Source organism: Sporomusa intestinalis, assembly GCF_055383785.1.
Genome location: NZ_AP042390.1, coordinates 2565811 through 2590650, shown reverse-complemented (window position 1 = coordinate 2590650; position 24840 = coordinate 2565811). Strand labels below are relative to the sequence as shown.

27 protein-coding genes are annotated in these 24840 nt (G+C 48.6%); 25 read left to right on the top strand and 2 right to left on the bottom strand.

Annotated elements, in window-relative coordinates; translation table 11 throughout:
* Positions 1–100: 100 nt before the first annotated feature.
* On the top strand, positions 101–1555 hold the full coding sequence (guaB, locus tag ACZ481_RS12125) for an IMP dehydrogenase (RefSeq protein WP_464770390.1): 1455 nt from the start codon (positions 101–103) through the stop codon (positions 1553–1555).
* Between the two features lie 51 nt (positions 1556–1606).
* Here guaB and ACZ481_RS12120 read toward each other — a convergent pair whose 3' ends face one another.
* Positions 1607–2485 (bottom strand): polysaccharide deacetylase family protein, encoded by an 879-nt coding sequence (locus ACZ481_RS12120; RefSeq protein WP_464770389.1) that lies wholly within the window; start codon positions 2483–2485, stop codon positions 1607–1609.
* A gap of 128 nt (positions 2486–2613) precedes the next feature.
* On the opposite strand from ACZ481_RS12120, the gene ACZ481_RS12115 reads away from it, so the two are divergent.
* From ACZ481_RS12115 to ACZ481_RS12000, 24 genes are all read left to right on the top strand, one after another.
* Positions 2614–4587 (top strand): transglycosylase domain-containing protein, encoded by a 1974-nt coding sequence (locus ACZ481_RS12115; protein WP_464770388.1) that lies wholly within the window; start codon positions 2614–2616, stop codon positions 4585–4587.
* A 58-nt stretch (positions 4588–4645) separates the two neighbouring features.
* Positions 4646–5374 (top strand): WecB/TagA/CpsF family glycosyltransferase, encoded by a 729-nt coding sequence (locus ACZ481_RS12110; protein WP_464770387.1) that lies wholly within the window; start codon positions 4646–4648, stop codon positions 5372–5374.
* A gap of 89 nt (positions 5375–5463) precedes the next feature.
* Positions 5464–6105 carry a phosphatidylserine decarboxylase family protein gene (locus ACZ481_RS12105; RefSeq protein WP_464770386.1) on the top strand — a complete coding sequence of 214 codons (642 nt, stop codon included), beginning with the start codon at positions 5464–5466 and terminating at the stop codon, positions 6103–6105.
* Complete coding sequence (gene pssA / locus ACZ481_RS12100; RefSeq protein WP_464770385.1) at positions 6102–6782, top strand: CDP-diacylglycerol--serine O-phosphatidyltransferase; 681 nt, start codon at positions 6102–6104, stop codon at positions 6780–6782. The genes ACZ481_RS12105 and pssA overlap by 4 nt, the downstream gene beginning before the upstream one ends.
* Before the next feature lie 273 nt (positions 6783–7055).
* Complete coding sequence (locus tag ACZ481_RS12095) at positions 7056–8339, top strand: glycosyltransferase family 2 protein (protein ID WP_464770384.1); 1284 nt, start codon at positions 7056–7058, stop codon at positions 8337–8339.
* Positions 8340–8524: 185 nt separating this feature from the next.
* Positions 8525–8902, top strand: a complete 378-nt coding sequence (queD, locus tag ACZ481_RS12090; RefSeq protein WP_464770383.1) for a 6-carboxytetrahydropterin synthase QueD — start codon at positions 8525–8527, stop codon at positions 8900–8902.
* Between the two features lie 3 nt (positions 8903–8905).
* Positions 8906–9631, top strand: a complete 726-nt coding sequence (locus tag ACZ481_RS12085; RefSeq protein WP_464770382.1) for a 7-carboxy-7-deazaguanine synthase QueE — start codon at positions 8906–8908, stop codon at positions 9629–9631.
* A 20-nt stretch (positions 9632–9651) separates the two neighbouring features.
* Positions 9652–10410 carry a 5'/3'-nucleotidase SurE gene (gene surE / locus ACZ481_RS12080; RefSeq protein ID WP_464770381.1) on the top strand — a complete coding sequence of 253 codons (759 nt, stop codon included), beginning with the start codon at positions 9652–9654 and terminating at the stop codon, positions 10408–10410.
* A 76-nt stretch (positions 10411–10486) separates the two neighbouring features.
* On the top strand, positions 10487–10903 hold the full coding sequence (locus tag ACZ481_RS12075) for a TIGR04086 family membrane protein (RefSeq protein ID WP_464770380.1): 417 nt from the start codon (positions 10487–10489) through the stop codon (positions 10901–10903).
* 265 nt (positions 10904–11168) lie between these two features.
* A complete protein-coding gene (gene ppaX / locus ACZ481_RS12070) occupies positions 11169–11816 on the top strand; it encodes a pyrophosphatase PpaX (RefSeq protein WP_464770379.1) in 648 nt (215 codons plus the stop codon).
* A gap of 15 nt (positions 11817–11831) precedes the next feature.
* Positions 11832–12623 carry an S-methyl-5'-thioadenosine phosphorylase gene (gene mtnP / locus ACZ481_RS12065; protein WP_464770378.1) on the top strand — a complete coding sequence of 264 codons (792 nt, stop codon included), beginning with the start codon at positions 11832–11834 and terminating at the stop codon, positions 12621–12623.
* Positions 12624–12633: 10 nt separating this feature from the next.
* A complete protein-coding gene (gene mtnA / locus ACZ481_RS12060) occupies positions 12634–13677 on the top strand; it encodes an S-methyl-5-thioribose-1-phosphate isomerase (protein WP_464770377.1) in 1044 nt (347 codons plus the stop codon).
* A gap of 20 nt (positions 13678–13697) precedes the next feature.
* The gene (locus ACZ481_RS12055) at positions 13698–14939 is read left to right on the top strand and encodes an adenosylhomocysteinase (protein ID WP_464770376.1); all 1242 of its coding nucleotides are present in this window, start codon (positions 13698–13700) and stop codon (positions 14937–14939) included.
* Positions 14940–14955: 16 nt separating this feature from the next.
* Complete coding sequence (locus ACZ481_RS12050) at positions 14956–16245, top strand: amidohydrolase (protein ID WP_464770375.1); 1290 nt, start codon at positions 14956–14958, stop codon at positions 16243–16245.
* 94 nt (positions 16246–16339) lie between these two features.
* The gene (locus tag ACZ481_RS12045) at positions 16340–17506 is read left to right on the top strand and encodes an aminotransferase class I/II-fold pyridoxal phosphate-dependent enzyme (protein ID WP_464770374.1); all 1167 of its coding nucleotides are present in this window, start codon (positions 16340–16342) and stop codon (positions 17504–17506) included.
* A gap of 18 nt (positions 17507–17524) precedes the next feature.
* Positions 17525–17872, top strand: a complete 348-nt coding sequence (locus ACZ481_RS12040) for an ASCH domain-containing protein (protein ID WP_464770373.1) — start codon at positions 17525–17527, stop codon at positions 17870–17872.
* A 39-nt stretch (positions 17873–17911) separates the two neighbouring features.
* On the top strand, positions 17912–18484 hold the full coding sequence (gene pduL, locus ACZ481_RS12035) for a phosphate propanoyltransferase (RefSeq protein ID WP_464770372.1): 573 nt from the start codon (positions 17912–17914) through the stop codon (positions 18482–18484).
* Positions 18485–18590: 106 nt separating this feature from the next.
* On the top strand, positions 18591–18815 hold the full coding sequence (locus tag ACZ481_RS12030; RefSeq protein ID WP_464770371.1) for a 4Fe-4S dicluster domain-containing protein: 225 nt from the start codon (positions 18591–18593) through the stop codon (positions 18813–18815).
* Positions 18816–18820: 5 nt separating this feature from the next.
* Positions 18821–19888 (top strand): 3-methyl-2-oxobutanoate dehydrogenase subunit VorB, encoded by a 1068-nt coding sequence (locus ACZ481_RS12025; RefSeq protein WP_464770370.1) that lies wholly within the window; start codon positions 18821–18823, stop codon positions 19886–19888.
* A 2-nt stretch (positions 19889–19890) separates the two neighbouring features.
* Entirely contained in the window at positions 19891–20643 is a 753-nt protein-coding gene (locus tag ACZ481_RS12020; RefSeq protein WP_464770369.1) for a thiamine pyrophosphate-dependent enzyme, read from the top strand.
* Positions 20640–21182, top strand: coding sequence for a 2-oxoacid:acceptor oxidoreductase family protein (locus ACZ481_RS12015; RefSeq protein WP_464770368.1), 543 nt, complete (start codon positions 20640–20642; stop codon positions 21180–21182). The genes ACZ481_RS12020 and ACZ481_RS12015 overlap by 4 nt, the downstream gene beginning before the upstream one ends.
* A 417-nt stretch (positions 21183–21599) precedes the next feature.
* Positions 21600–22313 (top strand): class I SAM-dependent methyltransferase, encoded by a 714-nt coding sequence (locus ACZ481_RS12010; RefSeq protein ID WP_464770367.1) that lies wholly within the window; start codon positions 21600–21602, stop codon positions 22311–22313.
* 101 nt (positions 22314–22414) lie between these two features.
* Positions 22415–23335 carry a patatin-like phospholipase family protein gene (locus ACZ481_RS12005; protein ID WP_464770366.1) on the top strand — a complete coding sequence of 307 codons (921 nt, stop codon included), beginning with the start codon at positions 22415–22417 and terminating at the stop codon, positions 23333–23335.
* A gap of 66 nt (positions 23336–23401) precedes the next feature.
* Positions 23402–24418 carry a chymotrypsin family serine protease gene (locus tag ACZ481_RS12000; protein WP_464770365.1) on the top strand — a complete coding sequence of 339 codons (1017 nt, stop codon included), beginning with the start codon at positions 23402–23404 and terminating at the stop codon, positions 24416–24418.
* An 81-nt stretch (positions 24419–24499) separates the two neighbouring features.
* Here the strand turns inward: ACZ481_RS12000 and ACZ481_RS11995 are convergent, their stop codons facing one another.
* Positions 24500–24838, bottom strand: coding sequence for a spore coat protein (locus tag ACZ481_RS11995; protein ID WP_464770364.1), 339 nt, complete (start codon positions 24836–24838; stop codon positions 24500–24502).
* Positions 24839–24840 lie beyond the last annotated feature (2 nt).

The window sequence follows — 24840 nt, the reverse complement described above, 5'->3', positions numbered from 1 at the left end:
CATGAAAAATGGTAGATTTGGTAACTTTATTTATGTTATTATAGTGAGAAATACCTATTAGATGTGTTTTAGTACCTTACTAGTGAAAGGAGTTTAGTCAATGTTCGACAACAAATTCGGTCCTGAAGGGTTAACTTTTGATGATGTGTTGCTTGTTCCGGCAAAATCGGAAGTACTGCCCAGGGAAGTGGAAGTATCTACATATTTGACTAAAAATATCAAGCTCAACATTCCCATTATCAGTTCAGGAATGGATACCGTTACCGAAGCCCGGATGGCGATTGCCATGGCCCGCGAAGGCGGCATCGGGGTAATCCATAAAAATATGCCGATCGCCCGCCAGGCCAACGAAATTGATAAAGTCAAACGGTCTGAGCATGGTATTATTGTTGACCCCATATTCCTGTCGCCTAACAATACACTCCAGGATGCCCACGACCTTATGGAAAAATACCGGATCTCAGGGGTTCCTGTTACCACCAATAATAAACTGGTGGGAATACTGACCAACCGGGACTTGCGTTTTGAAACTGATCTTAGCCGTAAAATATCCGACTGTATGACCAGAGAGCATCTTATCACCGCCCATGTCGGCACTTCGCTGGAAGAAGCCAAAGCCATCTTGCGCGAACACCGGATTGAAAAGCTGCCGCTGCTTGATTCTGAAGGCAACTTGAAAGGCCTCATTACCATTAAAGATATTGAAAAAGCTCAAAAATATCCAAACTCAGCCAAAGACGGCAAAGGCCGGCTGCTGGTAGCTGCCGCAGTCGGGGTCGGATCAGACATGATGGAGCGGGTGGAGGCTATTGTCGGCGCTAAAGTTGATGTAATTGTCGTGGATACTGCCCATGGTCATTCCCGGGGGGTTCTTGATTCAGTGCGAAAGATTAAAGACACCTTTCCCACGATTGACCTTATTGCCGGCAATGTTGCCACAGCCGAGGCTACCCGCGACCTGATTGAAGCCGGTGCCGATGCAGTAAAAGTAGGGATTGGGCCTGGCTCGATCTGCACTACCCGGGTTATTGCCGGTATCGGCGTACCGCAAATAACCGCCATTTATAACTGTGCCAGAGCCGCCAAGGAATATAATGTGCCGGTTATTGCCGACGGCGGCATCAAGTATTCAGGCGATGTGGCCAAAGCAATTGCCGCCGGCGCCCAAATCGTAATGGTTGGCAACCTGCTGGCCGGCACCGAGGAAAGCCCGGGTGAAACTATCATCTATCAGGGGCGCAGCTACAAGGTCTACCGGGGTATGGGTTCGCTGGGGGCAATGGCGGAAGGCAGCAAAGACCGCTATTTCCAGGAAAACATGGACAAGCTCGTGCCGGAAGGAATTGAAGGCCGGGTACCGTATAAAGGTTCCGTATCTGATACCGTATTTCAGTTGATAGGGGGCCTGCGGGCTGGTATGGGTTACTGCGGGGTCCGTAATATTGACGAACTTATTACCAAAACCCAGTTTATCCGGATTACCGGTGCCGGGTTAAAAGAGAGCCATCCCCATGATATCAGCATAACCAAAGAATCGCCTAATTACAGTGTTTAAACTGCAAAAATGCTTTGGACCAGGTGTCCAAAGCATTTTTTACACATATTGTTACCAGGGTGGAGGGGTGTCGAAGCTGACAACCCGGAATTCAAATTGGCGTTCTTGATAAAATGTAATGATTTCCGGCAGGGCTTTTACCGTCTCGCCATGGCCACGGCCATCATGCATCAGTACAATAGCATGACTCCATAAATTTTTATTTTTCATTTGGGCAACAATATTAGCCACTATGCGTCCGGCTTTGGCGCGTGAATCATCACCAGAGCTAATATTCCAGCCCACTTCAACATAGCCCTGTTTGCTTAAATTATCCCAGTACTCTTTGGTAAAACTGCCGGCCGGGCCGCCGGGCGCACGGGAAATGCGCGGTCGAACCCCGATGACGCTCTGAATAATATCATCCGTGTAGTGCAATTGTGCAACATAGGTATTAGCCGACTGATACAGCTCACGGTACACATGATTATAGGTGTGATTGCCAATAGCATGACCTTCCTGATACATGCGCCGCACTATATCCGGATGCTTCTCAACCTGCGTGCCCACCACAAAAAAAGTGGCCTTTATGCCATGACGTTGTAAAATATCGAGCACTACCGGTGTATTTTCAGGTGCCGGACCGTCATCAAAGGTAAGATATACCACCTTTTCCGCATAATAGGGCGCAATTTGCGGGGCCTCCAGCCCCAAACCTTTTGCCTGCCGCGCGGCCACAGTGAATACATCATAAACTGGGTTACCTGAAACCGGTATAAATTCAGGGTTTTCATTCATATAGCAGGCGTCGGCGGCCATGTCCGGCAGGGTAAATGCCATAACAGAATCTGGCGATGATGTTGCCGGGTAGAGAGGCGAGGCAATCAACAGGAAGAGACACGCAACGCTTACGCTGCATAGTGACGGAAACAGGCGTGATTTATGCTTCATTAGTCGCTCCTGTGTTGCGTAATTTGACAAACACTGTCTAAATCTCGTATATTCTCTGTCAGATTCACTATTCCTGCATGTAAAACTTAGGCAGCTTGGGGATACTATGCACAGAGGAGTGTATGCCTATGACCAAAAAAATTATTATAATTACCGTTTTTGTCGTTTTATTTTCCATGTCGGCCAATATTTGTTCCGCATTTTTAGGCTTGCCGGGAACAGATACTCTAAATAACCTAAATTTGGTTGCCGCAACTCAGGTGTTTGATATAAACGGTCAGCTCATTTCGAAATTGTTCGAGGAAAACCGGATTGTGGTAACAATTAACAATATGTCCCCCTATGTCCAGCAGGCGATCATAGCCAACGAAGACACCCGGTTTTACAATCATTTTGGTATTGATCCAATCGGAATTTTGCGGGCCATAGTGGTAAATATTCGTCAAGGCGGTGTCGTTGAAGGGGGAAGCACGATAACCCAGCAGCTGGCAAAAAATATGTTTCTTACCCAGGAACGGACATTATTCCGCAAAATAAAAGAGGCATTGCTGGCCTTAATTATTGAACGAAAATTCTCTAAGCAGGAAATCCTGCAGGCTTATTTGAACCAGGTATATTTCGGCGAAGGGGCCTATGGCGTGGAGGCGGCGGCGCAAATGTATTTTGGCAAACATGCGAAGGAGCTGTCTTTAGCGGAAAGTGCCTTGCTGGCCGGCTTGCCCCGCGGCCCCAATATCTATTCACCGTATATCGATATGAAGGCCGCCGCCGAGCGGCGGGCGATTGTGCTGGCCGGTATGGTTAAAGAAGGCTATATTACCGCGCAGGAAGCCGAACAGGCTAAAACCGAGCCAATTGCCCTGGCGGGGAAAAAAAAGCGGGTGGTGCAAGCCTCCTATTTTCTTGACTATGTGGCTAACGAGCTTGTTGGGCGTTACGGTGCCAACAGAGTATATAAAGGCGGCCTTAAAGTATATACCACGCTAGACATCAAGCAGCAGCAGGCGGCCGAAGCAGCCTTGGGCGAACTGCAGGGAGCCGTACTGGCTCTTGATCCCAGGAACGGTTACGTCAAAGCCATGGTGGGGGGGCGCAGCTACGAAGAAAGTCAGATCAATCGCGTATTTGTTGAAGTTCGCCAGCCCGGCTCCGCCTTTAAGCCCTTTTTATATGCAACCGCCCTTAATCAGGGTCTTGCCGCCAATGCCATTATTGTCGATGAACCCATAAATATTAACGGCTATGCACCGATTAACTACGATAAAAAGTATCGCGGACCTGTCACCATGAAAAAAGCGCTGCGCTGGTCGGTCAATGTGGCTGCTGTCAAACTTGGCCAGCAGGTGGGAATCGACCAGGCGTTATCGCTCGCCAAATCCCTGGGAATTACAACCTTAACGGATGAAGACAACAATCTGGCCTCCGCGTTGGGCGGCCTGACCCAGGGTACTAATTTGTGGGAATTGACGACTGCGTATAGTGCCTTTGCCAATGGCGGGGTACTATCCAGACCGGTGTCGATCCTGAAAGTGCTTGATGAAAATAACCAGGTGCTGGAAGAAGGCCGGATCAGCCAGCAATCAGTGCTTACGCCGGAAACAGCCTATATTTTAACAGATATGCTCCAGGGCGTTCTGCAGGATGGTACGGCAACACCGGCTAATCTGGGGCGGCCCGCCGCCGGCAAAACAGGCACCACCGATAATTACGAAACAGCCTGGTTTATCGGCTATACGCCGGATATATTAGTAGGGATTTATGTGGGTAATGACAACCGTAAGCCAGTAGGCATTTCAGGTACCGAGGTTTCCGCCTTATGGGGCAAAATGGTTTCTAAAATCGTTGCCAATACGCCGTCCACTGATTTTCCGATTCCCCCTAATGTTGTTGCCGGTATTCCGATTTGTGCCAATACAGGCAAACTGGCAGAAAGCGGTTGCAAAGAAACCGAATACAGTGCTTTTATCCAGGGAACCCAGCCCTTGCCTGAGACCCGGTCTAAATCCTGGCAGGCGCCGGGAACGCAAGAACAACGCCCCGATCAGCAGGAGCGCAAACAGCCGTTTTGGAAATGGCCATGGTCGCGATTGCCGTCATTTTAAAGTTGTGGTACAATGTGCTAGGATAGTAAAACAAAGTTTAAGGAGTTAATATTTCTCAGTGAGTACTAAAGCAACTGTCTTAAACATTGCGATTGACAGGGTAACCATGGCGGAGGCGGTAGCCAGGCTTGAACAGTTTATTGCCAGCCAAAAACCCCATTTGATCGCTACGGCTAACGCGGAAATGGTTATATTGGCGCAAGAAGATCAGGAATTGGCAACAATCCTCAATCATTGCGATCTGGTAGTGCCTGACGGCGCCGGTGTTGTATGGGCAGCCAGGCATCAAGGATATACTATGCCAGAACGAGTCGCAGGTTATGACCTCTCGCAAAACCTGCTGGCCCAGGCAGCCAGGCAGGGGTATCGCGTCTTTTTGTTTGGCAGCCGTCCGGAAATTATTGAAAAGGCGAAAAAGGTTGCGGCCGAGCGATATCCCGGCCTTTGCATCGCCGGTACGAGAGATGGCTTTTTTACGCCCCACGACGAGCTGGAAATTATTGATGCTATTAAAACGGCAAAACCTGATATTTTATTAGCAGCTTTAGGGGTTCCCAAGCAGGAAAAATGGCTGGCGAAATATTTATCCGCCCTGAACGTGCCTGTTTGTATGGGAGTAGGCGGAACTTTTGATGTAATGGCCGGTACTGTTAAACGCGCCCCGGGCTGGATGCAGCGCACCGGCCTGGAATGGCTGTTCCGCTTGCTGCATCAGCCGCAGCGTATTATCAGAATGATGGCTTTACCCCGTTTTGCCCTTAAAGTTATATTCGACAAAAAATGTTAGACAAAGTAAACCAAGTATATTATACTGATATACTGAACTTGCTTTTTGGTTTAGTACTTAATAGGAGGTTTTCTCAGGGAGGTGGATAGATGGTAAAAACTCCTGTTGTTAAAGAAGGATATATTTATATTGCAGTACTTGGCCTAATCACTATTGTTGCGGCCCTGGCCCTTGGCTGGTATTGGGCGATTATTCCGGGAATATTAACGGCCTTTGTTACCTTCTTTTTCCGCAATCCCAAACGTGATGTTCCACTAGACAATAATTTGATCGTATCGCCTGCAGATGGTAAAGTAATGGGCGTCAGTGAGGTGTACGACGATCTGTTTCTTAATGAACAGAGTATTAAAGTGACAATTTTTTTATCTGTATTTGATGTGCATGTCAATCGCAGTCCCATCAATGGTGAGATTAAATTTCAACAATATACTTGCGGTAGATTTAAGCCAGCCTACAAAGAGGCCGCCGCCTGTGAAAATGAACGTCACGCTATTGGTTTAGAAAATGGCCAGATGCGTGTTTTAGTTACGCAAATCGCCGGTATTCTGGCTCGACGTATTGTGTCCTGGGTTACCCTGGGCACGGTCCTGCAGCGGGGTGAACGTTACGGATTGATTAAATTCGGGTCGTGTACCGAACTTATTGTACCAACAACAGTTGACATCCTTGTAAAAAAGGGGGACAGAGTTAAAGGCGGAATTACTGTGATAGGGAGGTTAAAGGAACAGTGAGAAATGCTATTCCTAATATATTAACAGCAGTCAACATCGTGTTAGGCATGTTGGCCATTATCTTTACCTTTCAGGGGGAATTTACCGCGGCAGCGTTATTTATTATAGCGGCGCTGGTTGCCGACGGCCTTGACGGCCGGGTGGCCCGCTACTTTGGTGTAAGCAGTGATTTTGGCAAAGAGCTCGATTCCTTGTGTGACCTGGTGTCCTTTGGCGTAGCTCCCGCTATTTTAGCCTATGCCTTTATGCTCAAGGATTTCGGTGCAGCCGGGTACCTTGTTGCCGCTGCTTTTGCCACCTGCGGGGCGTTGCGCTTAGCCAGATTTAATGTGAATACAGGCAGCGTCAAGGGTTATTTTATGGGTCTGCCGATTCCTACTGCCGGCTGTGTTGTGGCAACCTTTGTCATGGTGGGTATGAAGCCTGCAGGCTGGACATTTCCTTTAATGGTAGCTATTTTTGCCTATCTGATGGTGAGTACAATCAAATATCCTGATTTTAAAGGCAAAGGCGGCGAGCCTGTGCGGTTAATTCCGGCGGTAATCGCAGCGGCTGTCGGTATATATATTTTGACCTTAACCCTTAATGCAGTATTGTTTGTGCCGTTTTTTGTTTATTCCTTATTCGGCATTTTGAATACTCTATTTGGTCTGTTTGACCGTCCGCAATCAACTTAATTTATTTGCCAGGGCGTTATGAAGCAGGAAAAATAAACATGTAACCGCAACCTATGCATATTATTTAATAGAAAAACTTAATAATTAGATTTGTGCCAAGTCCTTCGGATGGCGGCAGAACGCCTGTGCCCTTTAGGGTAAAGATTTTTCTTCCTTAGACACAGAGCAGAAAGTGAACCTTTCTAACAAGATCAAAGCAGGTTTGAAAAAACCGCTCACTAGATCCTATTGGGAACATATTACCTGATGGGATTTTACAAGGGAGAATCGTCCATGAATTACATTTTTGATTACATAATGATTCCCATGCAGCTTATCATTGTATTTTTCACCTTGTATTATTTTATCATCGCCTTTTTTGGCATCTGTAAAAGACACGAGGATAAAATAACCACGCCAAAGAATACATTTGCGATTATAGTTGCGGCCCATAATGAGGAACAAGTAATCGGGCAGCTGGTGGAAAACCTGCATGTGCTAAATTATCCGCAAGAACTTTATGACATTTATGTTGTAGCTGACAATTGCAAAGACAGCACCGCCCAGATCGCCCAAAACGCCGGGGCGCTGGTGTATGAGCGGTTCAACCTGGAACAGCGGGGCAAAGGCTATGCCATGGAATGGATGTTCGAGAAGCTGTTCGCGCTTAAAAAACAATATGATGCTGTAGTGGTCTTTGATGCTGATAATCTCGTTGATCCTAATTTTTTAAGTGAAATGAACAACCGTCTGTGCAAGGGAGAAAAAGTCATTCAGGGTTACCTGAATGCAAAAAACCCTAACGATACCTGGATAGCCGCAACTTTTGCCATTTCATTCTGGGTTGTCAACCACATCTGGCATCTGGCCAAGTATAATCTTGGCCTATCAAGTGTTCTCGGCGGTACGGGGATGTGTATTTCAACCGATATCCTGAAAAAGTTTGGCTGGGGAGCTACCTGTCTAACAGAAGATATGGAATTTACCATGAAAACACTGTTAATTGGCATTCGTACCACCTGGGCCCATGACGCTATCGTGTATGATGAAAAGCCGCTTACGTTCATGCAATCCTGTAAACAGCGCAAACGCTGGGCTCAGGGACATTTTGACGTTGCCGGGAGATATATTCCCAAGCTGCTGGCAGAGGGGATAAGGCGGCGGGACATACGAATTCTGGATGGTGTCCTGCATCTGGTCCAGCCACACTTTTTGATCTTGTCCACAACCTTCGTCATTTTAAGCTATGTTTATCATATTGTTCCTTTCTATACGAATATACTGTATATGGTTTTGCCCATTGAGGTATGGCGGATTATCTTTATTGGCCAATATGTTTTTCCAATTCTAATACTCGCAAAAATCCGGGCAAACTGGAAGACCTGGATCTATTTGCTTCTTTATCCGCTGTTTGTCTACAGCTGGATACCAATTACTTTCCTGGGATTTCTGCACCGGAATGACCGGAACTGGAGCCACACTGCACATACCCGCAGTATAAGCTATCGCGATATGCTGCTAAATAATTCGGACGAGTTTGCCAAGGAAAACCTCTTAAGTAAGCAGGCCATCAAATAAAGGTGAGTTCACACTCATCTTTTTTTGGTCTACCAGAATTTTAAATACATTCTGTGGGACATAAGAACCACTTGGCACAAGCCAAGTCTTTTCTTACATATAGTTAAGATGGCCCTGACACTTAATGATTGGAGTATATTTCTGCTACAGCTGATTAAACCTATTATTGGAGGAGGTATTTTCCCATGTATGACTTAACCATTATTGCGGAATTTGAAGCCGCCCATCAGTTGCCTGACTACCCCGGTAAATGCTGCCGGTTGCACGGTCATAACTGGAAAGTGGAGGTGACAGTCTACGGTCATGAGCTTAACCAGCTCGGCATGGTTATGGATTTTAAGGAGCTTAAAGCCGCGGTTGGCAAAGTGATTGATAATCTTGATCACTATTACCTCAACGACCTGCCGGAATTTAAATCAGTCCCCCCGACAGCAGAACATATTGCCAAATATATTTATGATACGCTGGCCGCTACCCCTGCCTTTCAGCAGAATATTAAGGTCCGCAGTGTCCAAATATGGGAATCACCGCGTTCTGCTGTGAAATACAGTCCGCAGGGGTAAGCTATGGCCAATATTGTTGAAATATTTTCTTCGATTCAGGGAGAAGGTTTATATGTCGGCACACGCCAGGTGTTTGTCCGCTTTGCCGGCTGCAATTTAGCCTGTGATTATTGCGATACCCCTGCATCCCGCCAGCTATGTGATCAGGCCCTGGTTGAGACGGTTCCGGGCCAAAGGGTTTTTGACAAAGTGACGAATCCGGTGCCGGTTGCGGAACTTGCCCGGCGGATTAATTCCCTGTTGACCGTTAAACACCATTCCATCAGTTTCACTGGCGGCGAGCCCCTGGGGCAAGCAGAAAGCATTAGCCAGCTGGCCCCCAGGCTTACATGCCCGATATATCTTGAAACCAACGGCACTTTGGTGGAAAAACTGGCCCAGGTTCTGCCGTATATACAGATTATCAGTATGGATCTAAAACTCCCCAGCGTTACCGGCAAGCCATACTGGCAGCAGCATTATCAGTTTTTACGTCTGGCAACAGCCAAAGAAGTGTTTGTCAAACTGGTTATCACCGGCCAAACCGGCGCGCACGAATTTAAACAAGCAATTGACCTGGTTGCCGCAGTTCACGCCGGTATTCCGCTCATCCTGCAGCCAGTCAGCCCTTGTAACGCCTCTACAGCCGTAACACCGGCCAGCATGCTGGCTTACCAGGCGGAGGCGCTTAAACAGCTTGAAAATGTCAGGGTTATTCCGCAAACTCATAAGTTTATGGGCCAATTATAATCGATGGGAGGGACTGGGGCTTGCATATACTGTTAACCAACGACGACGGCATCAATGCTCCGGGAATAAAGGCGCTGTGGCTGGAATTATCCCAGATTGCCAGAATTACTGTAGTCGCCCCTGATAGTGAGAAAAGCGCGTCAAGCCAGGCAATTACTGTACATCATCCGATCTGGGTGGATAACCACTGCCTTGATACCCCGGCTATATGCGCCTGGCGGGTTGGCGGCACACCAACCGACTGTGTCAAGATTGCCTTAGAGGCGCTGCTCACAGACGACAGGCCGGATATCATTGTGTCCGGCATCAATCAGGGGTCAAACCTAGGTACTGATGTGCTTTATTCAGGCACAGTCAGCGCCGCTATTGAGGGGGCTTTGCATGGACTGCCGGCTCTGGCCATGTCGCTGGACAGCTGGCAGCCGTTTGATTTCCTGCCGGCAGCGAAAATAGCCAGGAGGATCGTGGCCAAAATGGCTACTAACTGTTTACCGCCTAATACCCTGCTTAACGTCAATGTACCGGCACTGCCGGAAGAGCAGTTCAAAGGCATCGCCATCACCAAGCTTGGTGTCCGCAGCTATGAGAACACGTTTGAACGCCGGCAGGACCCCCGGGGCCGCACCTACTATTGGATGAGCGGCAGGGTATCGGAAAGTGAAAATGACCCGGATACTGATATTGTCGCGGTTAAAAACGGGCAAGTATCCCTTACGCCAGTCCATTTTGATCTGACTAACTATGGTATAATAAAGGCAATGGAGACCTGGGAGTTATAAACTTATTATTTAGTCCGGCATATTTGGCTGTAATTTGCATAAATTTACAGTAAAAGACTGTTCAGGAGGGAGTACGATGGCCAAAGTTTCCAGACGGACAAGAAACTACCCCCAAACTCCGCGTATTACCAATATACCTCTGGCTATTTTTAAAGGAGTTGCCGTTAGCATAGCTGTATCGCTTGTTTGTGCCATACTCCTTTCTTTAGTCAGCCTGATATCGGAAAATAGATTTATTGACACCTATATTGAATATATCATGGTCGCGGTGACAACCACCAGCATCTTTGTCGGCAGCATCTATGCCGCCCGGCAGGTATTGGCCAAGGGCTTGATTATCGGTGGGGCCGTCGGCATAATCTATGTATTGTTCTCGGTGGGTATCGGGTTAGAATTAGGGCAGGAGCAAATATCCTGGCTGATGCTGGGCAATAAATTTGCTGCCGGCAGCCTGGCCGGTGCGCTGGGTGGATTTATTGGCGTAAATTTGTAATTTTTAGCAATCAAATGCAGGGATTCGGGCAATAACCTTGAATTTCTATACTATAGGGACAGCAAAGGGAAGCCGGCCTGACAATTAGGTGGTTGCCTTTTGTTCCCTTGGCAGCAGTTGCAATAAATCCAACAGCAATATGAATTCTGGCTCACTATCTATATGCTGGCAGGTAGCTCATTTATCTGCCAATAACCTGAGCACAAACAGGAGCCTTACATTCAGGCTCCTGTTTTGGTTATATTAATGTTTGCAGGAGGCAGCTTTGAATTTTAAAGGAATTTTATTTGATTTGGATGGTACACTGATTGACACGTCCGACTTGATTGTCCGCTCTTTTCAACACACCTTTAAACAGCATTACGGGCAGCCGCTTACGCCCCCGGAGATCTATGCTTTCTTCGGTAAACCGCTCAGAGCTGCCATGGAGCATTATGGACCAGACAGGGTAGAGGCTTTAGTTTCCACCTACAGAGATTTCAATCTGGCTCACCATGACCAGCTGACGACCGGCTTTGCCGGTGTTGCGGAAGCCATTCACAAACTATACAATGCAGGCCTGCTGCTGGCGATTGTGACTTCCAAAACGAAAGCCACGGCGATAAGAGGACTGCGCCTGTTTGACATGGACAAGTATTTCTCTATTGTCATCGGCCACGAGGAGTGCCGCCGGCATAAACCTGATCCTGAACCTGTACAACTGGCCCTGGAACACAGCAAGCTGGACCCGGCCGCGTGCCTGATGGTCGGCGACAGTCCTTTTGATTTGGCCAGCGGCCGCGCCGCCGGGGTCAAAACAGCGGCAGTCCGCTGGACCCGGCTTGATTGGCAGGACCTGTTGGCAGAACGGCCTGACTATGTGCTTAACACCATGGAAGATTTGCTTGCTATTTGCGGCATAAATAATAAATAGGCAGGGTGATACATTATGGAAATTGCCATCATTGGCGGCACAGGCGTATACGATCCACGTATCTTAGATAATATCCGCGAGCAGGAGATTGCCACCCCTTATGGCGTGGTGCGTTTCAAGAGCGGTGAATATGCAGGCAAAGAGATTGCCTTTATTCCGCGCCATGGCAGCAGTCATTCTATCCCGCCGCATTTGATTAATTACCGGGCTAATATCTGGGCAATAAAAAAGCTGGGCGTACAAAATATTATCGCAACAACAGCGGTGGGTTCGCTGAACCCGGCTATGAAACCGGGGGATTTTGTGCTCATTGACCAGTTTCTCGATTTTGTTAAAAACAGGGCCACAACCTTTTACGAAGGCGGTGAACGCGGGGTCGTCCATGTTGACGTAACAACTCCTTATTGTCCGACAGTGCGCAGTGTATTAACCGCTGCCGCTGCCAACCTGGCTATTACCCTGCATCAGCAGGGGACCTATGTATGCACGGAAGGTCCACGGTTTGAAACCCCGGCCGAGATCAAGATGTTTGCCAAGCTGGGTGGCGATGTGGTCGGCATGACAAATGTCCCTGAAGTCGTTTTAGCCCGCGAGGCTGAGATTTGTTACGCCACGGTATCCATGGTCACAAATTTTGCCGCCGGTATATCCACCCAGCCGCTGACCCATAACGAAGTGCTGGAAACCATGCAGGGGAATGCCGAAAATATCAAACAGCTTATTATTGCGGCGATCTCCCGTCTGCAGGCCGCTAGCGACTGCCGCTGCAAGCATGCTTTAGCCGAATATGGCGGTTTTAAATTATAGGGGGTACGTCATGAGGTCTGTCGTTTGGTCCAATCATTGTTTAACCCTGTTAAATCAAACACTCTTACCCAATAAAGTGGAATACATCGAATGTTATGACTGGCGGCGCGCCGCCGAGGCAATCAAGCGGCTGGAGGTCCGCGGCGCTCCGGCCATTGGCGCGGCGGCGGCATTTGCCCTGGTCCTGGGAGCGAAGGAACTTAGCGGTCTGGCGTTTTATGAATTCAAACATAACCTCGCAGCCACAGCCGAAGCACTGCGCCAAACAAGACCAACAGCAATCAACCTGTTCTGGGCAATTGACCGGATGCTGGCTATTGTTAACCGCCTGCCGCCAGACACCGGTTCTGCTGCGGCAGTTGCCGCCCTGGAACAGGAGGCAGTTGCTATTGCCAGGGAAGACCAGGCTGTCAACGAGAAACTGGCGGCCCAGGGGGCGGCCTTATTTACAACCCCCACAGCAGTGCTTACCCATTGCAATGCCGGCGCCCTGGCAACTGTCGCGCTCGGTACAGCGCTGGGAGTTATCCGTAAGGCCTGGGCCCAGGGAAACATTACCGGCGTTTTCGCTGATGAAACCCGGCCGCTGCTGCAAGGGGCCAGGCTGACAGCCTGGGAGTTGATGCAGGATGGCATTCCCGTCACGTTAATTACTGATAATATGGCTGGCTGGGTAATGAAAAATAATATGGTACAGGCCGTGCTTGTCGGTGCCGACCGGATTGCCCTGAATGGTGATGTTGCCAATAAAATCGGCACTTACAGTGTGGCGATCCTGGCCAAAGAACACAAAATTCCGTTCTATGTGGCGGCGCCGGTCTCCACGTTTGACTTCGCAATAAAGAGCGGTACCGATATTCCCATAGAAGAACGGTGCCCCACCGAGGTTACTACCTTGGGCGGCAACTGCGTGGCCCCGGCGGGAGTACGGGTATTTAATCCGGCTTTTGATGTTACACCCCACACGCTGATTTCCGCGATTATCACTGAATATGGTTTACTGCGGGCTCCTTATCAGGAGTCCATCGGGCAATTAGCAGCAATGCGAAAGTAAAGGAAGGAGCTACAATAACTATGGATTCTATTGTGCGCGATATGAGCCTGGCCCCGCAGGGGCTGGATAAAATCAACTGGGTTAAAGAATTTATGCCTGTACTTAATGTTCTGAATGAGGAATTATCCCAGACTAAACCACTGGCCGGCAAAAATCTGGTAATCACTATGCATCTGGAGGCCAAAACCGCTTATTTGGCTATTGTCCTTAAGAATGCCGGGGCTAATGTGGCGGTAACCGGCAGCAACCCGCTGTCAACCCAGGACGACGTGGCGGCTGCGCTGGCTTCCCAGGGGGTCAGGGTCTTTGCCTGGTACAATACTACCGCCGCCGAGTATGAGGATTTTTTGCATAAGGCGCTTGATACCAAACCGGACATTATTGTTGACGATGGCGGGGATTTGGTCTCTTTGCTGCATGGTGAGCGGAGCGATTTAGCAGCCAATATCCTCGGCGGCTCGGAAGAAACGACGACCGGTGTCCTCCGGCTGCGGGCCCTGGCCGATTCAGGACGGCTGAAGTTCCCCATGATTGCGGTCAATGATGCCTACTGCAAATACCTGTTTGACAACCGTTACGGCACCGGCCAGTCCACCTGGGATGGGATTATGCGAACCACCAATCTGACGGTAACCGGCAAGACAGTTGTTGTTGCCGGCTATGGCTGGTGCGGCAAAGGAGTGGCCATGCGGGCCAAAGGGCTGGGAGCCAATGTAATCGTTACCGAAATTGATCCGATTAAGGCCATTGAAGCTGTTTTTGACGGCTTTACCGTATTACCGATGCAGCAGGCAGCGGCCTGCGGCGACATGTTTGTAACCCTGACCGGCTGCAAAGACGTGATTCGCCGTGAACACATGGAAATCATGAAACCAGGTGCGATTATGGCTAATGCCGGCCACTTCGATGTTGAAATCAACAAAGACGATTTAACGGCATTAGCTGTCAGCTGCCGTACCGTGCGGAAAAATATTGAAGAATTCGTTATGAAGGACGGCCGCAAGCTATATCTGCTGGCCGAGGGCCGTTTAGTCAACCTGGCGGCCGGGGACGGGCATCCAACGGAGATTATGGATTTATCCTTTGCCATGCAGACCCTGGCGGTTCTGCACATTGCCGACCAGCATGACGAATTGGAAAACAGGGTGTATACGGTAACCGCCGCAATGGACCAGCGGGTGGCCGGCCTCAAGCTTAAAGCGATGGGCTTTAGCATTGACGAGCTTACCCCCGCACAATATGATTATCTCCATAAGGCTTAGCGGAAGGGGGATATAAATGATAAATATACTTCTCAAAGACGGTGATGTGCTTTGTGCTGACGGCCAGGTACGCCGGGCGGATATCGCCATCAGCGGTTCAGTAATTACACAGATCGGAACCGTCACCGGTCAGGCTGAGCAGATCATTAACTGCCAGGATAAATTGATCGTGCCGGGATTTGTTAATACCCATACCCATGCAGCGATGTCACTGTTTCGCAGTTATGCGGACGATATGATGCTGATGGACTGGTTAAAAACAAAAATCTGGCCGGCCGAAGATAATTTAACAGCAGAGGATGTATACTGGGGCACGCAGCTGGCGATTGCGGAAATGCTGAAATCAGGCACAACCTGCTTTGCCGATATGTATTTTTTTATGCCCGCAGTAGCCAAAGCGGTGGCCGAAAGCGGTATTCGCGCCGTACTGGCCCGGGGGATGGCCGGGGTTGCCCCGACAGCCAGCCAGGCCCTGGCGGAAAGCGAGAGTTTTTACAGAGAATGGCATTTAGCCGCCGCTGACCGGATTACGGTTATGCTCGGCCCCCATGCCCCCTATACCTGCCCGCCTGAATATCTTCGGCAAGTAACGGCCCTGGCGGAAAAGTTAGGAGCTGAAATTCATATACATTTAGCGGAAACAGCCGGTGAGGTAGCTGATTGCCACAAAGAATACGGAAAATCACCGATTGCCTTAATGGCAGAGCTGGGTGTCCTTGACCATGGGGTTTTAGCTGCCCACTGCGTGCATGTAACGCCCGACGATATTGGGATTATGCAAAAGAAAAAAGTAAGGGTCGCTCATAATCCGGGCAGTAATATGAAGCTGGCCAGCGGCGTGGCTCCCGTACCCGATATGCTGAAAGCCGGGATTTGTGTGGGTCTGGGAACGGACGGGGCAGCAAGCAACAACAATCTCGATATGCTGGAAGAACTGCGGTTAGCGGCCATGCTGCACAAGGTCCATCGCCTTGATCCGCTGGCGGTTCCCGCCAAAACAGCAGTAGCCATGGCTACTGCCCAGGGAGCCGAAGCCCTGGGCCTGGGTAAAACGACCGGCCGGCTGGAAGTTTCGTACAAGGCCGACATAACTATTTTTGACATGCAGGAGCCGCACTGGTATCCGCGCCATGACCGGTTATCCCTGTTAGCCTATGCCGCCGCTGCGCAGGACGTCCATACGGTAATTGTCGATGGCAAGATACTGCTGACTAACCGCTGGCTGACAACCATAGACCAGGAACGCCTTACTGCTGAAGCCGGCCGGCGCGGCCTGCGCTTGATAAAATCTTCACGCCCCGAATAATTTTTTTGCCGCTGCCAACAGGAATTGCCCTGTTTAGTATTGAATATTAAAAATAATCCTGTTTCATTTAGCTGTCTATAGGGGAGGAGCTATCATGTTTGAACAGGCTCATCGTATGCAGGCCTTAACCTCAGCCATCTTCACCCAGGTTGATGATATGCGCAGAACCGAAGTTGCCGCAGGCAAAGACGTTATCACCTTAAGCATTGGCAGTCCCGATCTGGCACCGGCACCGCATATTATTGCAGCATTAAAAAGTTCTGCCGACGGTTGCTGTAACTATGGCTATACCTTATCCAAAGGCGTGCCTGAGCTTTTATACGCTATTGCCGGCTGGTACAAGGATAAATTCGGCGTGGAACTGAACCCTGAGACCGAAATACACTCCCTGCTCGGCTCGCAGGAAGGATTGGCCCATATCGCATTATGCTTGGTCAATCCCGGTGATATCGTACTGATACCAGATCCAGGCTATCCCATTTTCAGCGCCGGTCCGCTTGTTGCGGGGGCTGAACTCCACCGCATGCCGCTATTGCCGGCCAACAACTACCTGCCGGATCTGGACGCTATTGATGGCACTATCCTAAAGCGGGCCAAAATCATGATTTTAAATTATCCTAACAACCCGCTGGCAGCAACGGCACCCCGAAGTTTTCTGGAACAGGTTGTTGCCTTTGCCAAACGTCATAATATCCTTGTCTGTTATGATTTTGCCTATAGCGACCTGGTATTTGACGGTTACCGGCCAGACAGCTTTCTGTCTATCCCCGGTGCCAAAGATATTGCCATAGAGTTTAATTCGCTTTCGAAAACCTATAGCATGGCTGGCTGCCGTGTTGGTTATGTTGTCGGTAACGCCCAGGTAATCTCGCTGCTCGGGCGCTTAAAGTCCAATTTTGACTATGGTATTTTTTACCCCCTGCAGCAAGCGGCTGTAGCGGCCCTGACAGGACCGCAGGGCTGTGTTGCTGCAACCGCCGCAACCTACCAGCGGCGGCGCGATATCATTATTGATGGTTTTGCCGAAATAGGCTGGAAAGCAGACCGGCCCAAAGCCTCCATGTATGTATGGGCACCTGTGCCCACTAACCAGTCATCCTTTGACTTTACCGTTTCGTTATTAAAAAATGCAGGCGTAGCTGTAATCCCCGGCAGCGCCTTTGGCGTTTGCGGTGAAGGCTATATACGCCTGGCTCTTGTTCAGCCTGAAGCAAGGCTGGCAGAGGCTGTAGCGAGAATAAAAAAATGGCTAAAGCCATAATAACAGGAGGATTTTGGGATGAAAGCATTGAATTTTTATTCATCTAACTATCATAGCCAATTGGTTTGCCGCCGCAAAATCTGTACTATCAGGCTGGGGGATAAGACCAATAAATATTCAGAAGGCGATATTGTATGGGTAACGGTAGGCAAACGCTTTTCCCAAAAAAAACGAATATTTACGGCAGCAATCGACCGTGTTCTGGTAAAGCCGATTTCCCAATTGACACTTCATGATCTACAAGGTGAAAACCCCGATCTTACCAGCATTGATGAACTGATGTGCTTCTTACAGTCTATTTATGACAAAACCTTAAGCAACAGCGATCTGGTAACAGTAGTATACTTTTCGGAAATCATTGAGTAGCGGTATCATATAATTTAATATAAAAGGAGTGCTTTTTCTATGTCTAAACCAATCCCAGTAGGTATTTCAGCCCGCCATTTGCATGTGTCCCGTGAACATCTGGACATCTTATTTGGTGAAGGATATCAACTTACAGTAAAAAAAGATCTGTCACAACCGGGCCAGTTCGCATGTGAAGAGCAAGTTGATCTGGTTACGGAAAAAGGATCTTTTAAAAAAGTCCGCATACTCGGACCAGAGCGCAAGCAGACTCAGATCGAGATTGCACTGACTGATGCCCTCAAACTTGGTATTAAGCCGCCGGTACGTGATTCCGGTGATCTAAAAGGCTCGCCCGGCTTGACGCTGGTTGGCCCGAAAGGCGAAGTAAAGCTGGATGAAGGCGTTATTGCTGCCTGTCGCCACATCCATATGACAACTGCCGACGCTGCCGAATTAGGCTTAAAAGATAAAGATATTGTGAAAGTTCGCTGTAATGGCGAGCGGGGCCTCATTTACGACAATGTATTGGCAAGAGTAAGTGACAGCTTTAAGCTCGAATGCCACCTGGATACAGATGAAGGTAATGCTGCCAAGATTAATACCGGCGACACGGTGGAAATTGTAAAATAGGAAATAATTTTTATTAATCTTAACCCCGTGTTGCAGGACATGGGGTTGAATTTTTGTATACTGGATATAATGTCCCTATACATAAATAAGAATAAGGAGGAATTATATGCCAAGACCAGTTTTCAATGAGGAACGCTGTAAGGGCTGTGAGCTATGTACGGTAGCCTGCCCCCACAAGATTGTAGTGCTTGCCGACAGGTTTAACAGTAAAGGCTACCGGCCGGCCATCTGTATCGACGAAGCAAAATGTGTTGGCTGTGCTCTCTGCGCCAAAACCTGCCCGGATATTGTCATTGAGATTCATAAAGACAATAAAGACAAAGGAGAGTGATGGTAGTGGCAGAAAAGGTATTAATGAAAGGCAATGAAGCCATTGGTGAAGCAGCAATTGTTGCCGGATGCCGCCACTATTTTGGCTATCCAATCACACCGCAAACGGAATTGACGGAATATATGTCCAAACGGATGCCGCAGATCAATGGCGTATTTCTCCAGGCCGAAAGCGAAGTGGCTGCGATTAATATGGTTTATGGTGCCGCCGGAGCCGGCGCCAGGGTAATGACTTCTTCTTCCAGTCCGGGGATCAGCCTGAAAATGGAAGGTATTTCGTATATTGCCGGCGCTGAGCTGCCCAGTGTTATCGTAAATATCATGCGCGGAGGTCCCGGTTTAGGGGGGATACAGCCGGCGCAGTCGGATTATTTTCAAGCAACCAAAGGCGGCGGGCACGGCGACTATCATTGTATCGTTCTGGCCCCCAACTCAGTTCAGGAAATGGTGGATACGACAATCCTGGCCTTTGATCTTGCCGATATGTACCGAAATCCGGTTATGCTACTGGGCGACGGGGCATTAGGCCAAATGATGGAACCGGTAGAATTCAATCCCAGTGAAACCAGACCAGTTGCCAAACCCTGGGCGGCTACAGGCCTGAGAGGGCGTTCGGAACCTAATATTATTAACTCGCTTCATCTTCAGCCGGAGAAACTGGAATTACATAACATTCATTTACAACAAAAGTACGCCGACATTATCGCCCGGGAGGCACGCTATGAAGAATTATATACCGATGATGCCGAACTGATCCTGGTAGCTTACGGCATCACCTCGCGCATTGCCCGTTCGTCCATGGAAAAAGCGCGCAATGCAGGTATGAAGGTTGGCATGCTCCGTCCGATTACGCTGTGGCCGTTCCCGGAAAAACCGTTGGCGGCCTTAGCAGGCCGGGCCAATGCGTTCCTTACGCTGGAACTCAGCGCCGGACAAATGATCGAAGATGTCCGCCTGGCTGTTAACGGCGCGAAACCGATATACTTTTTCGGCCGTTCAGGCGGTATGATTCCCAGCACCAAAGCGGTTTTTGAACAGATTGTCAATATCCTCAACGGGAAGGAGGGCAGATAAGCATGGCTGACAGGATCTTTTCCAGACCAAAAGGGCTTAAAGATGTTCCCTTTCATTACTGCCCGGGCTGCCACCACGGCATCATTCACCGGTTAGTTGCCGAAGTGCTGGATGAGCTTGATGTGCGTGATAAGGCGATCGGTGTCGCACCGGTTGGCTGTTCAGTACTTGCTTATGAATATTTTAACTTTGACGCCTTTGAAGCTGCCCATGGCCGGGCCCCGGCGGTCGCTACCGGCGTAAAACGGGTTCACCCTGATGCAGTTGTTTTTACCTATCAAGGCGACGGTGATCTGGCAGCCATCGGTTGTGCGGAAATTGTCCATGCGGCGGCCAGAGGCGAGAAGATTACTACCATTTTTGTCAATAACGCAATTTATGGCATGACCGGCGGCCAGATGGCGCCAACTACCCTGATTGGGCAGGTTACCAATACCTCGCCTTATGGCCGGAACGCCGAAGCAGCCGGCTATCCGGTTAAGGTTTCTGAGATGCTGGCTACACTGGAAGGCGCCAAGTTTATCGCCCGTGTGGCCATCAATACTCCCGGCAATATGGCAAAAGCCAAAGCGGCTATCAAAAAGGCTTTTACCTTGCAAATCAGCGGCGAAGGCTTTGGACTGGTGGAAATATTATCGACCTGCCCGACCAACTGGGGTATGAGCCCGGTTGAAGCAGCCAAATGGCTGGCCGAGTCAATGATTCCCTATTACCCGTTAGGTGTCTATAAAACATGGGAGGGGGGATCGGAATGACGCATGAAATAATTATGGCCGGCTTTGGCGGCCAGGGAGTAATGTTAATGGGCCAGCTGCTGACTTATGCCGGCATGATTGAACATAAGCAAGTTTCCTGGATTCCCTCTTACGGCCCGGAAATGAGAGGCGGCACGGCCAACTGCTCAGTAATCATCGCCGACGAGGCGATTGGAGCGCCCATTGTTTCCGAGCCCAACCTGGTTATCGCCATGAATCTGCCCTCATTGGATAAGTTTGAACCACTGCTGCTGCCAGGCGGAATCCTGGTTATCAACAGCTCGCTCATTGAACGGGGGGCAAGCCGCCCGGATATTACTTCCTATCGAATCCCCGCCAATGATATTGCCGCTGAGCTTGGCAATACCAAAACCGCCAATATGGTTATGCTCGGTGCAATCATTGGTGCCGCTCAAGTGGTATCAGCCGATGCCGTATTAAAGGCCTTTGCCAAGATGTTTGCCAAAAAGCCGGAATTGCTGGCTATTAATGAAAGCGCGATCCGCCGGGGAATAAAATTTATACAAGACGGAAATTAAAGCCAAGCGCCAGAGCTTGTCCGGAACGGAAACGCCCTCTGAAACGGCAGAGGGAAAAAAGACCTCCTGTGGTAGGATAAATAACCGCCACAGGAGGTCTTTACATCTGCACTGGCAGGAAGCCGCACCCCCGGCCCAGCAAGAGCAAAGCTGTAAAAAATATGACGATAATTAATTTACAAAATAGCGGGGCAGGATTTTAAGCAAATGTATCGAACTTTTATTAGTAAATATTCAGACTCTATAATAGCCTCACTGTCAATGCTTGCTCTTAAAGCACTATAAAATTAACGACTACATAACCGAACATTGACTGACAATCCGTAATTAAACCCACATAATTGCCGGACAAATAAGGAAGGCTATTGCCAAACATGCAACTTGCCCCAAAAAGAATGGTAGACGGTGGTGTCAAAAGTGACTCATGAACCAGCAGGTGATTTTAAAGCTTATTCTCTCGCCGGTACAGACCAGGAGGTACGGTTTGTTACCAGTACCCTTAATTTACAAGCCGGTGAACCTATATTAGATTTGTATTGTGGGTATGGACGCCACGCAATTGAACTGGCCAAACAAGGGTTTAACGTGACCGGCATCGACGCCACGCAGGATTTTTTGGATATCGCCGCCCAGAAAGCCCAGGAAGCCGGGGTAAATGTTACATTCAAGCAGCAGGACATGCGCGAACTTAATTATGCCCAGGAATTTGCGGCTGTTATCAATATGTTTGCTGCCTTTGGTTATTTTACAGACGATGAAAACGCCAACATTATTAAACTCATTGCCAACGCGTTAAAACCACAGGGCCTGTTCCTTATTGACTTATTAAACCGGGACTGGATGGTGAGCAATAACCTGAACCGCTACTGGCGCCATCCCAGCGGTGAATATGTTCTCTCCTACAAAGTGCAGCTGGAAAAGGGAATAGCCACTATGAAACGGCAGCTTATCAACCAGATAACAGGCACAAAAATTCAATACGATTTCATCTTACGGGCTTATTCGCTCCCGGAAATGGCCAACATCCTTAGCCATAGCGGCCTGTCCATCCTGGAAACCTACGGCGGCTTTGACGGGCGGCCCTACAGTTCGGAAACGCCGCGGATGATCATCCTTGCCAAAAAAATCTAAACTAAAAAAGAGACGACAGTCTCTTTTTTTTTGCTTTAATTATCACCTGCTGCTGTTCCTTCATAACATAATAGAGGATGGAATGTGCGAGGTGAATAGCAATGATTGTCACCATCAATAATCTCCAGCGCGGTCTGCGGCCAAAAATCGGTTTAGCCTTAAGCGGCGGCGGGTTAAGGGGAATTTCCCATATCGGCGTCCTTAAGGCCCTGAATGACCATAACATACCGGTTGATTATATCGCAGGCACCAGTGCCGGTGCAATAGTGGCTACCATGTACGCCTGCGGATACGCGCCCCAACAAATGCAAACAATTATCCGGGATATTAATATTGCTGATTTGATTGACCTAAAAGTAACATCAGCCGATTTATTTAAACATGGCTTTAAATGGCTCATGAGTGGAAAATTCCGCTTCTGGTCAGTATTACCCACCGGTCTGATAAAAGGAGAGAAGATCGAGAATTTACTGGCAAAATTATGGCAGCAGCGAACAATCCGGGAAACCAAGATTCCTTTAGCCATTACAGCAGTCGACATAATATCAGCAGATACCGTTTTTTTTACCTCACCGCTGCCGCCTAACCGGGCCATCGCCAATGCCCGTTATTATCATAATGCACTCTTATATGAAGCTGTACGGGCCAGCATTTCAATCCCCGGCGTGTTTTTCCCGAAAAAATACCGCGGCATGACACTTGTTGACGGGGCTGTAAAAAATAATCTGCCTACCGATATTCTGAATCATATGGGGGCTAATAAGATTATTGCCATTGATTTAGGTTATTCCGGCCAGCCTAATTATGAGACTAACTCGGTAGGTGAAATTCTCATGCACTGTATTGAAATTATGGGCCGGGAAGTTACTTTAATCAAATCAGAACAGTATGCGGATATAATTATCAGACCGCAGGTCTATGACCTGAATCAAAAGAACCTGAGCCAGGCTAATGAATTTATTAAGCGCGGTTATCATGCCACGATGAATAAAATGAATGAAATCCGGGATTTACTCTTATAAGCGTTATTAGTTGCCTGCTCATTTTTCCCTGCATATCATACAGTAGCAGGGGAGGAGGGCACGCAAATGAATAAAAACGAGATTCCGGCAATATTTCGCCAGCTCTTAAAACTAGACACGCAGACTGATAATGTCGTTGGCGTTGGCCACGGCCAGAAATACACCCGTGGAAACAACACAGGCAAGGAAGCCTTAATTATATTAGTAAAAAAGAAATATCCGCACTCTGAATTGCGTAGCGGTTCAGTTCTGCCAGCAAGAATAGACAATGTTCCAACCGATATAATAGAAGTTGGCGACATCCACCTGCTGGAAGAACGGACGGAGTATCACCGCCCGGCGCAGCCGGGCATGAGCCTTGGGCACTATAAGATATCAGCCGGGACCTTCGGTGCCGTTGTCAAAGACAGGGCTACCGGTGAAACGCTCATCTTATCGAATAATCACGTCCTGGCCAATATTACTGACGGCAGTGACGGCCGCGCCGCAGTCGGCGATGCCATCATCCAGCCAGGCATTTATGACGGCGGCAAACCGGCCGACTGTACCATCGCCCATCTGCGCCGGTTTATTCCGCTGCACCGGGAAACAGTATCTCCCAAATGTAAAATAGCCAAAGTATTTGAAAAACTGCTGAATAACTGTATTCATCTGCTGCGGCCCCGCTATCAGGTCCAGGTAGTAAAGGAAAGCGAGAAGCTGAATATAGTCGATTGCGCCGTAGCAGCCCCGCTTGAACCGGCAGCAATCAAAGCTGAAATTTTAGGCTTTGGCTCTGTGGCCGGCATCAAAGAAGCGACACCCGGATTATTTGTAAAAAAAAGCGGCCGGACTACCGGTATTACTTTTAGTCAGGTCCTGGCCACCAACGTAACCTTTAAAATCGCCATGACCAACAAAGAATACGGTGTGTTTACCGATCAAATTCTGGCAGGGCCGATGAGTATGCCCGGAGACAGCGGTTCTTTGATCCTGACTGAAGATAATTATGCCATTGGGCTTTTATTTGCCGGGTCAGAGCAGGCCACCATGTTTAACAAGATCACCAATGTACTCGATCAGCTCAATGTTACTCTATTATAAGGCATCTATAATATAATATAAAGCGAAAGGAACTCGGTAAGTGCCCGGGTTCCTTTCGCTTTATAGAATTTATTTAGAGATTTAGTTGTTTATATATTGGCCATTAAAGTTTGGCTGATATCTTTTATTGTGCTTCCCGTGATAAGCTTTCTTACTGCCGGTATTCTGTTCCTGGCCGGCCGGATTGTACCAGCCCCGATCTTGCATAACCTGAAATAAGATATAGGCATTTTCGTGCTCATCATGCTGGAACTCTTCCACAGCATTGCGGACCGTAATATTGGTGGACTCCATAATTGCATGCTCATATAAATGGGAGAGGTGCTTTTCCGTATTGATTAAATCGACCAGCATATCCCGTTCTGAAAGCCGGTTGCGGTTGGACTGCATGTTATTACTATAACGTCTGTTATGACTCATAG

Coding starts and splice junctions, on each gene's coding strand:
- queD (WP_464770383.1), top strand. CDS start 8,525: ATGTATGACTTAACCATTATTGCGGAATTTGAAGCCGCCCATCAGTTG.
- ACZ481_RS12105 (WP_464770386.1), top strand. CDS start 5,464: ATGGTAAAAACTCCTGTTGTTAAAGAAGGATATATTTATATTGCAGTA.
- mtnP (WP_464770378.1), top strand. CDS start 11,832: ATGGAAATTGCCATCATTGGCGGCACAGGCGTATACGATCCACGTATC.
- ACZ481_RS12095 (WP_464770384.1), top strand. CDS start 7,056: ATGAATTACATTTTTGATTACATAATGATTCCCATGCAGCTTATCATT.
- guaB (WP_464770390.1), top strand. CDS start 101: ATGTTCGACAACAAATTCGGTCCTGAAGGGTTAACTTTTGATGATGTG.
- ACZ481_RS12120 (WP_464770389.1), bottom strand. CDS start 2,485: ATGAAGCATAAATCACGCCTGTTTCCGTCACTATGCAGCGTAAGCGTT.
- ACZ481_RS12020 (WP_464770369.1), top strand. CDS start 19,891: ATGGCTGACAGGATCTTTTCCAGACCAAAAGGGCTTAAAGATGTTCCC.
- ACZ481_RS12055 (WP_464770376.1), top strand. CDS start 13,698: ATGGATTCTATTGTGCGCGATATGAGCCTGGCCCCGCAGGGGCTGGAT.
- ACZ481_RS12000 (WP_464770365.1), top strand. CDS start 23,402: ATGAATAAAAACGAGATTCCGGCAATATTTCGCCAGCTCTTAAAACTA.
- ACZ481_RS12085 (WP_464770382.1), top strand. CDS start 8,906: ATGGCCAATATTGTTGAAATATTTTCTTCGATTCAGGGAGAAGGTTTA.
- ACZ481_RS12115 (WP_464770388.1), top strand. CDS start 2,614: ATGACCAAAAAAATTATTATAATTACCGTTTTTGTCGTTTTATTTTCC.
- ACZ481_RS12075 (WP_464770380.1), top strand. CDS start 10,487: ATGGCCAAAGTTTCCAGACGGACAAGAAACTACCCCCAAACTCCGCGT.
- ACZ481_RS12030 (WP_464770371.1), top strand. CDS start 18,591: ATGCCAAGACCAGTTTTCAATGAGGAACGCTGTAAGGGCTGTGAGCTA.
- ACZ481_RS12050 (WP_464770375.1), top strand. CDS start 14,956: ATGATAAATATACTTCTCAAAGACGGTGATGTGCTTTGTGCTGACGGC.
- mtnA (WP_464770377.1), top strand. CDS start 12,634: ATGAGGTCTGTCGTTTGGTCCAATCATTGTTTAACCCTGTTAAATCAA.
- ACZ481_RS12005 (WP_464770366.1), top strand. CDS start 22,415: ATGATTGTCACCATCAATAATCTCCAGCGCGGTCTGCGGCCAAAAATC.
- ACZ481_RS11995 (WP_464770364.1), bottom strand. CDS start 24,838: ATGAGTCATAACAGACGTTATAGTAATAACATGCAGTCCAACCGCAAC.
- ACZ481_RS12040 (WP_464770373.1), top strand. CDS start 17,525: ATGAAAGCATTGAATTTTTATTCATCTAACTATCATAGCCAATTGGTT.
- ACZ481_RS12045 (WP_464770374.1), top strand. CDS start 16,340: ATGTTTGAACAGGCTCATCGTATGCAGGCCTTAACCTCAGCCATCTTC.
- ACZ481_RS12015 (WP_464770368.1), top strand. CDS start 20,640: ATGACGCATGAAATAATTATGGCCGGCTTTGGCGGCCAGGGAGTAATG.
- pduL (WP_464770372.1), top strand. CDS start 17,912: ATGTCTAAACCAATCCCAGTAGGTATTTCAGCCCGCCATTTGCATGTG.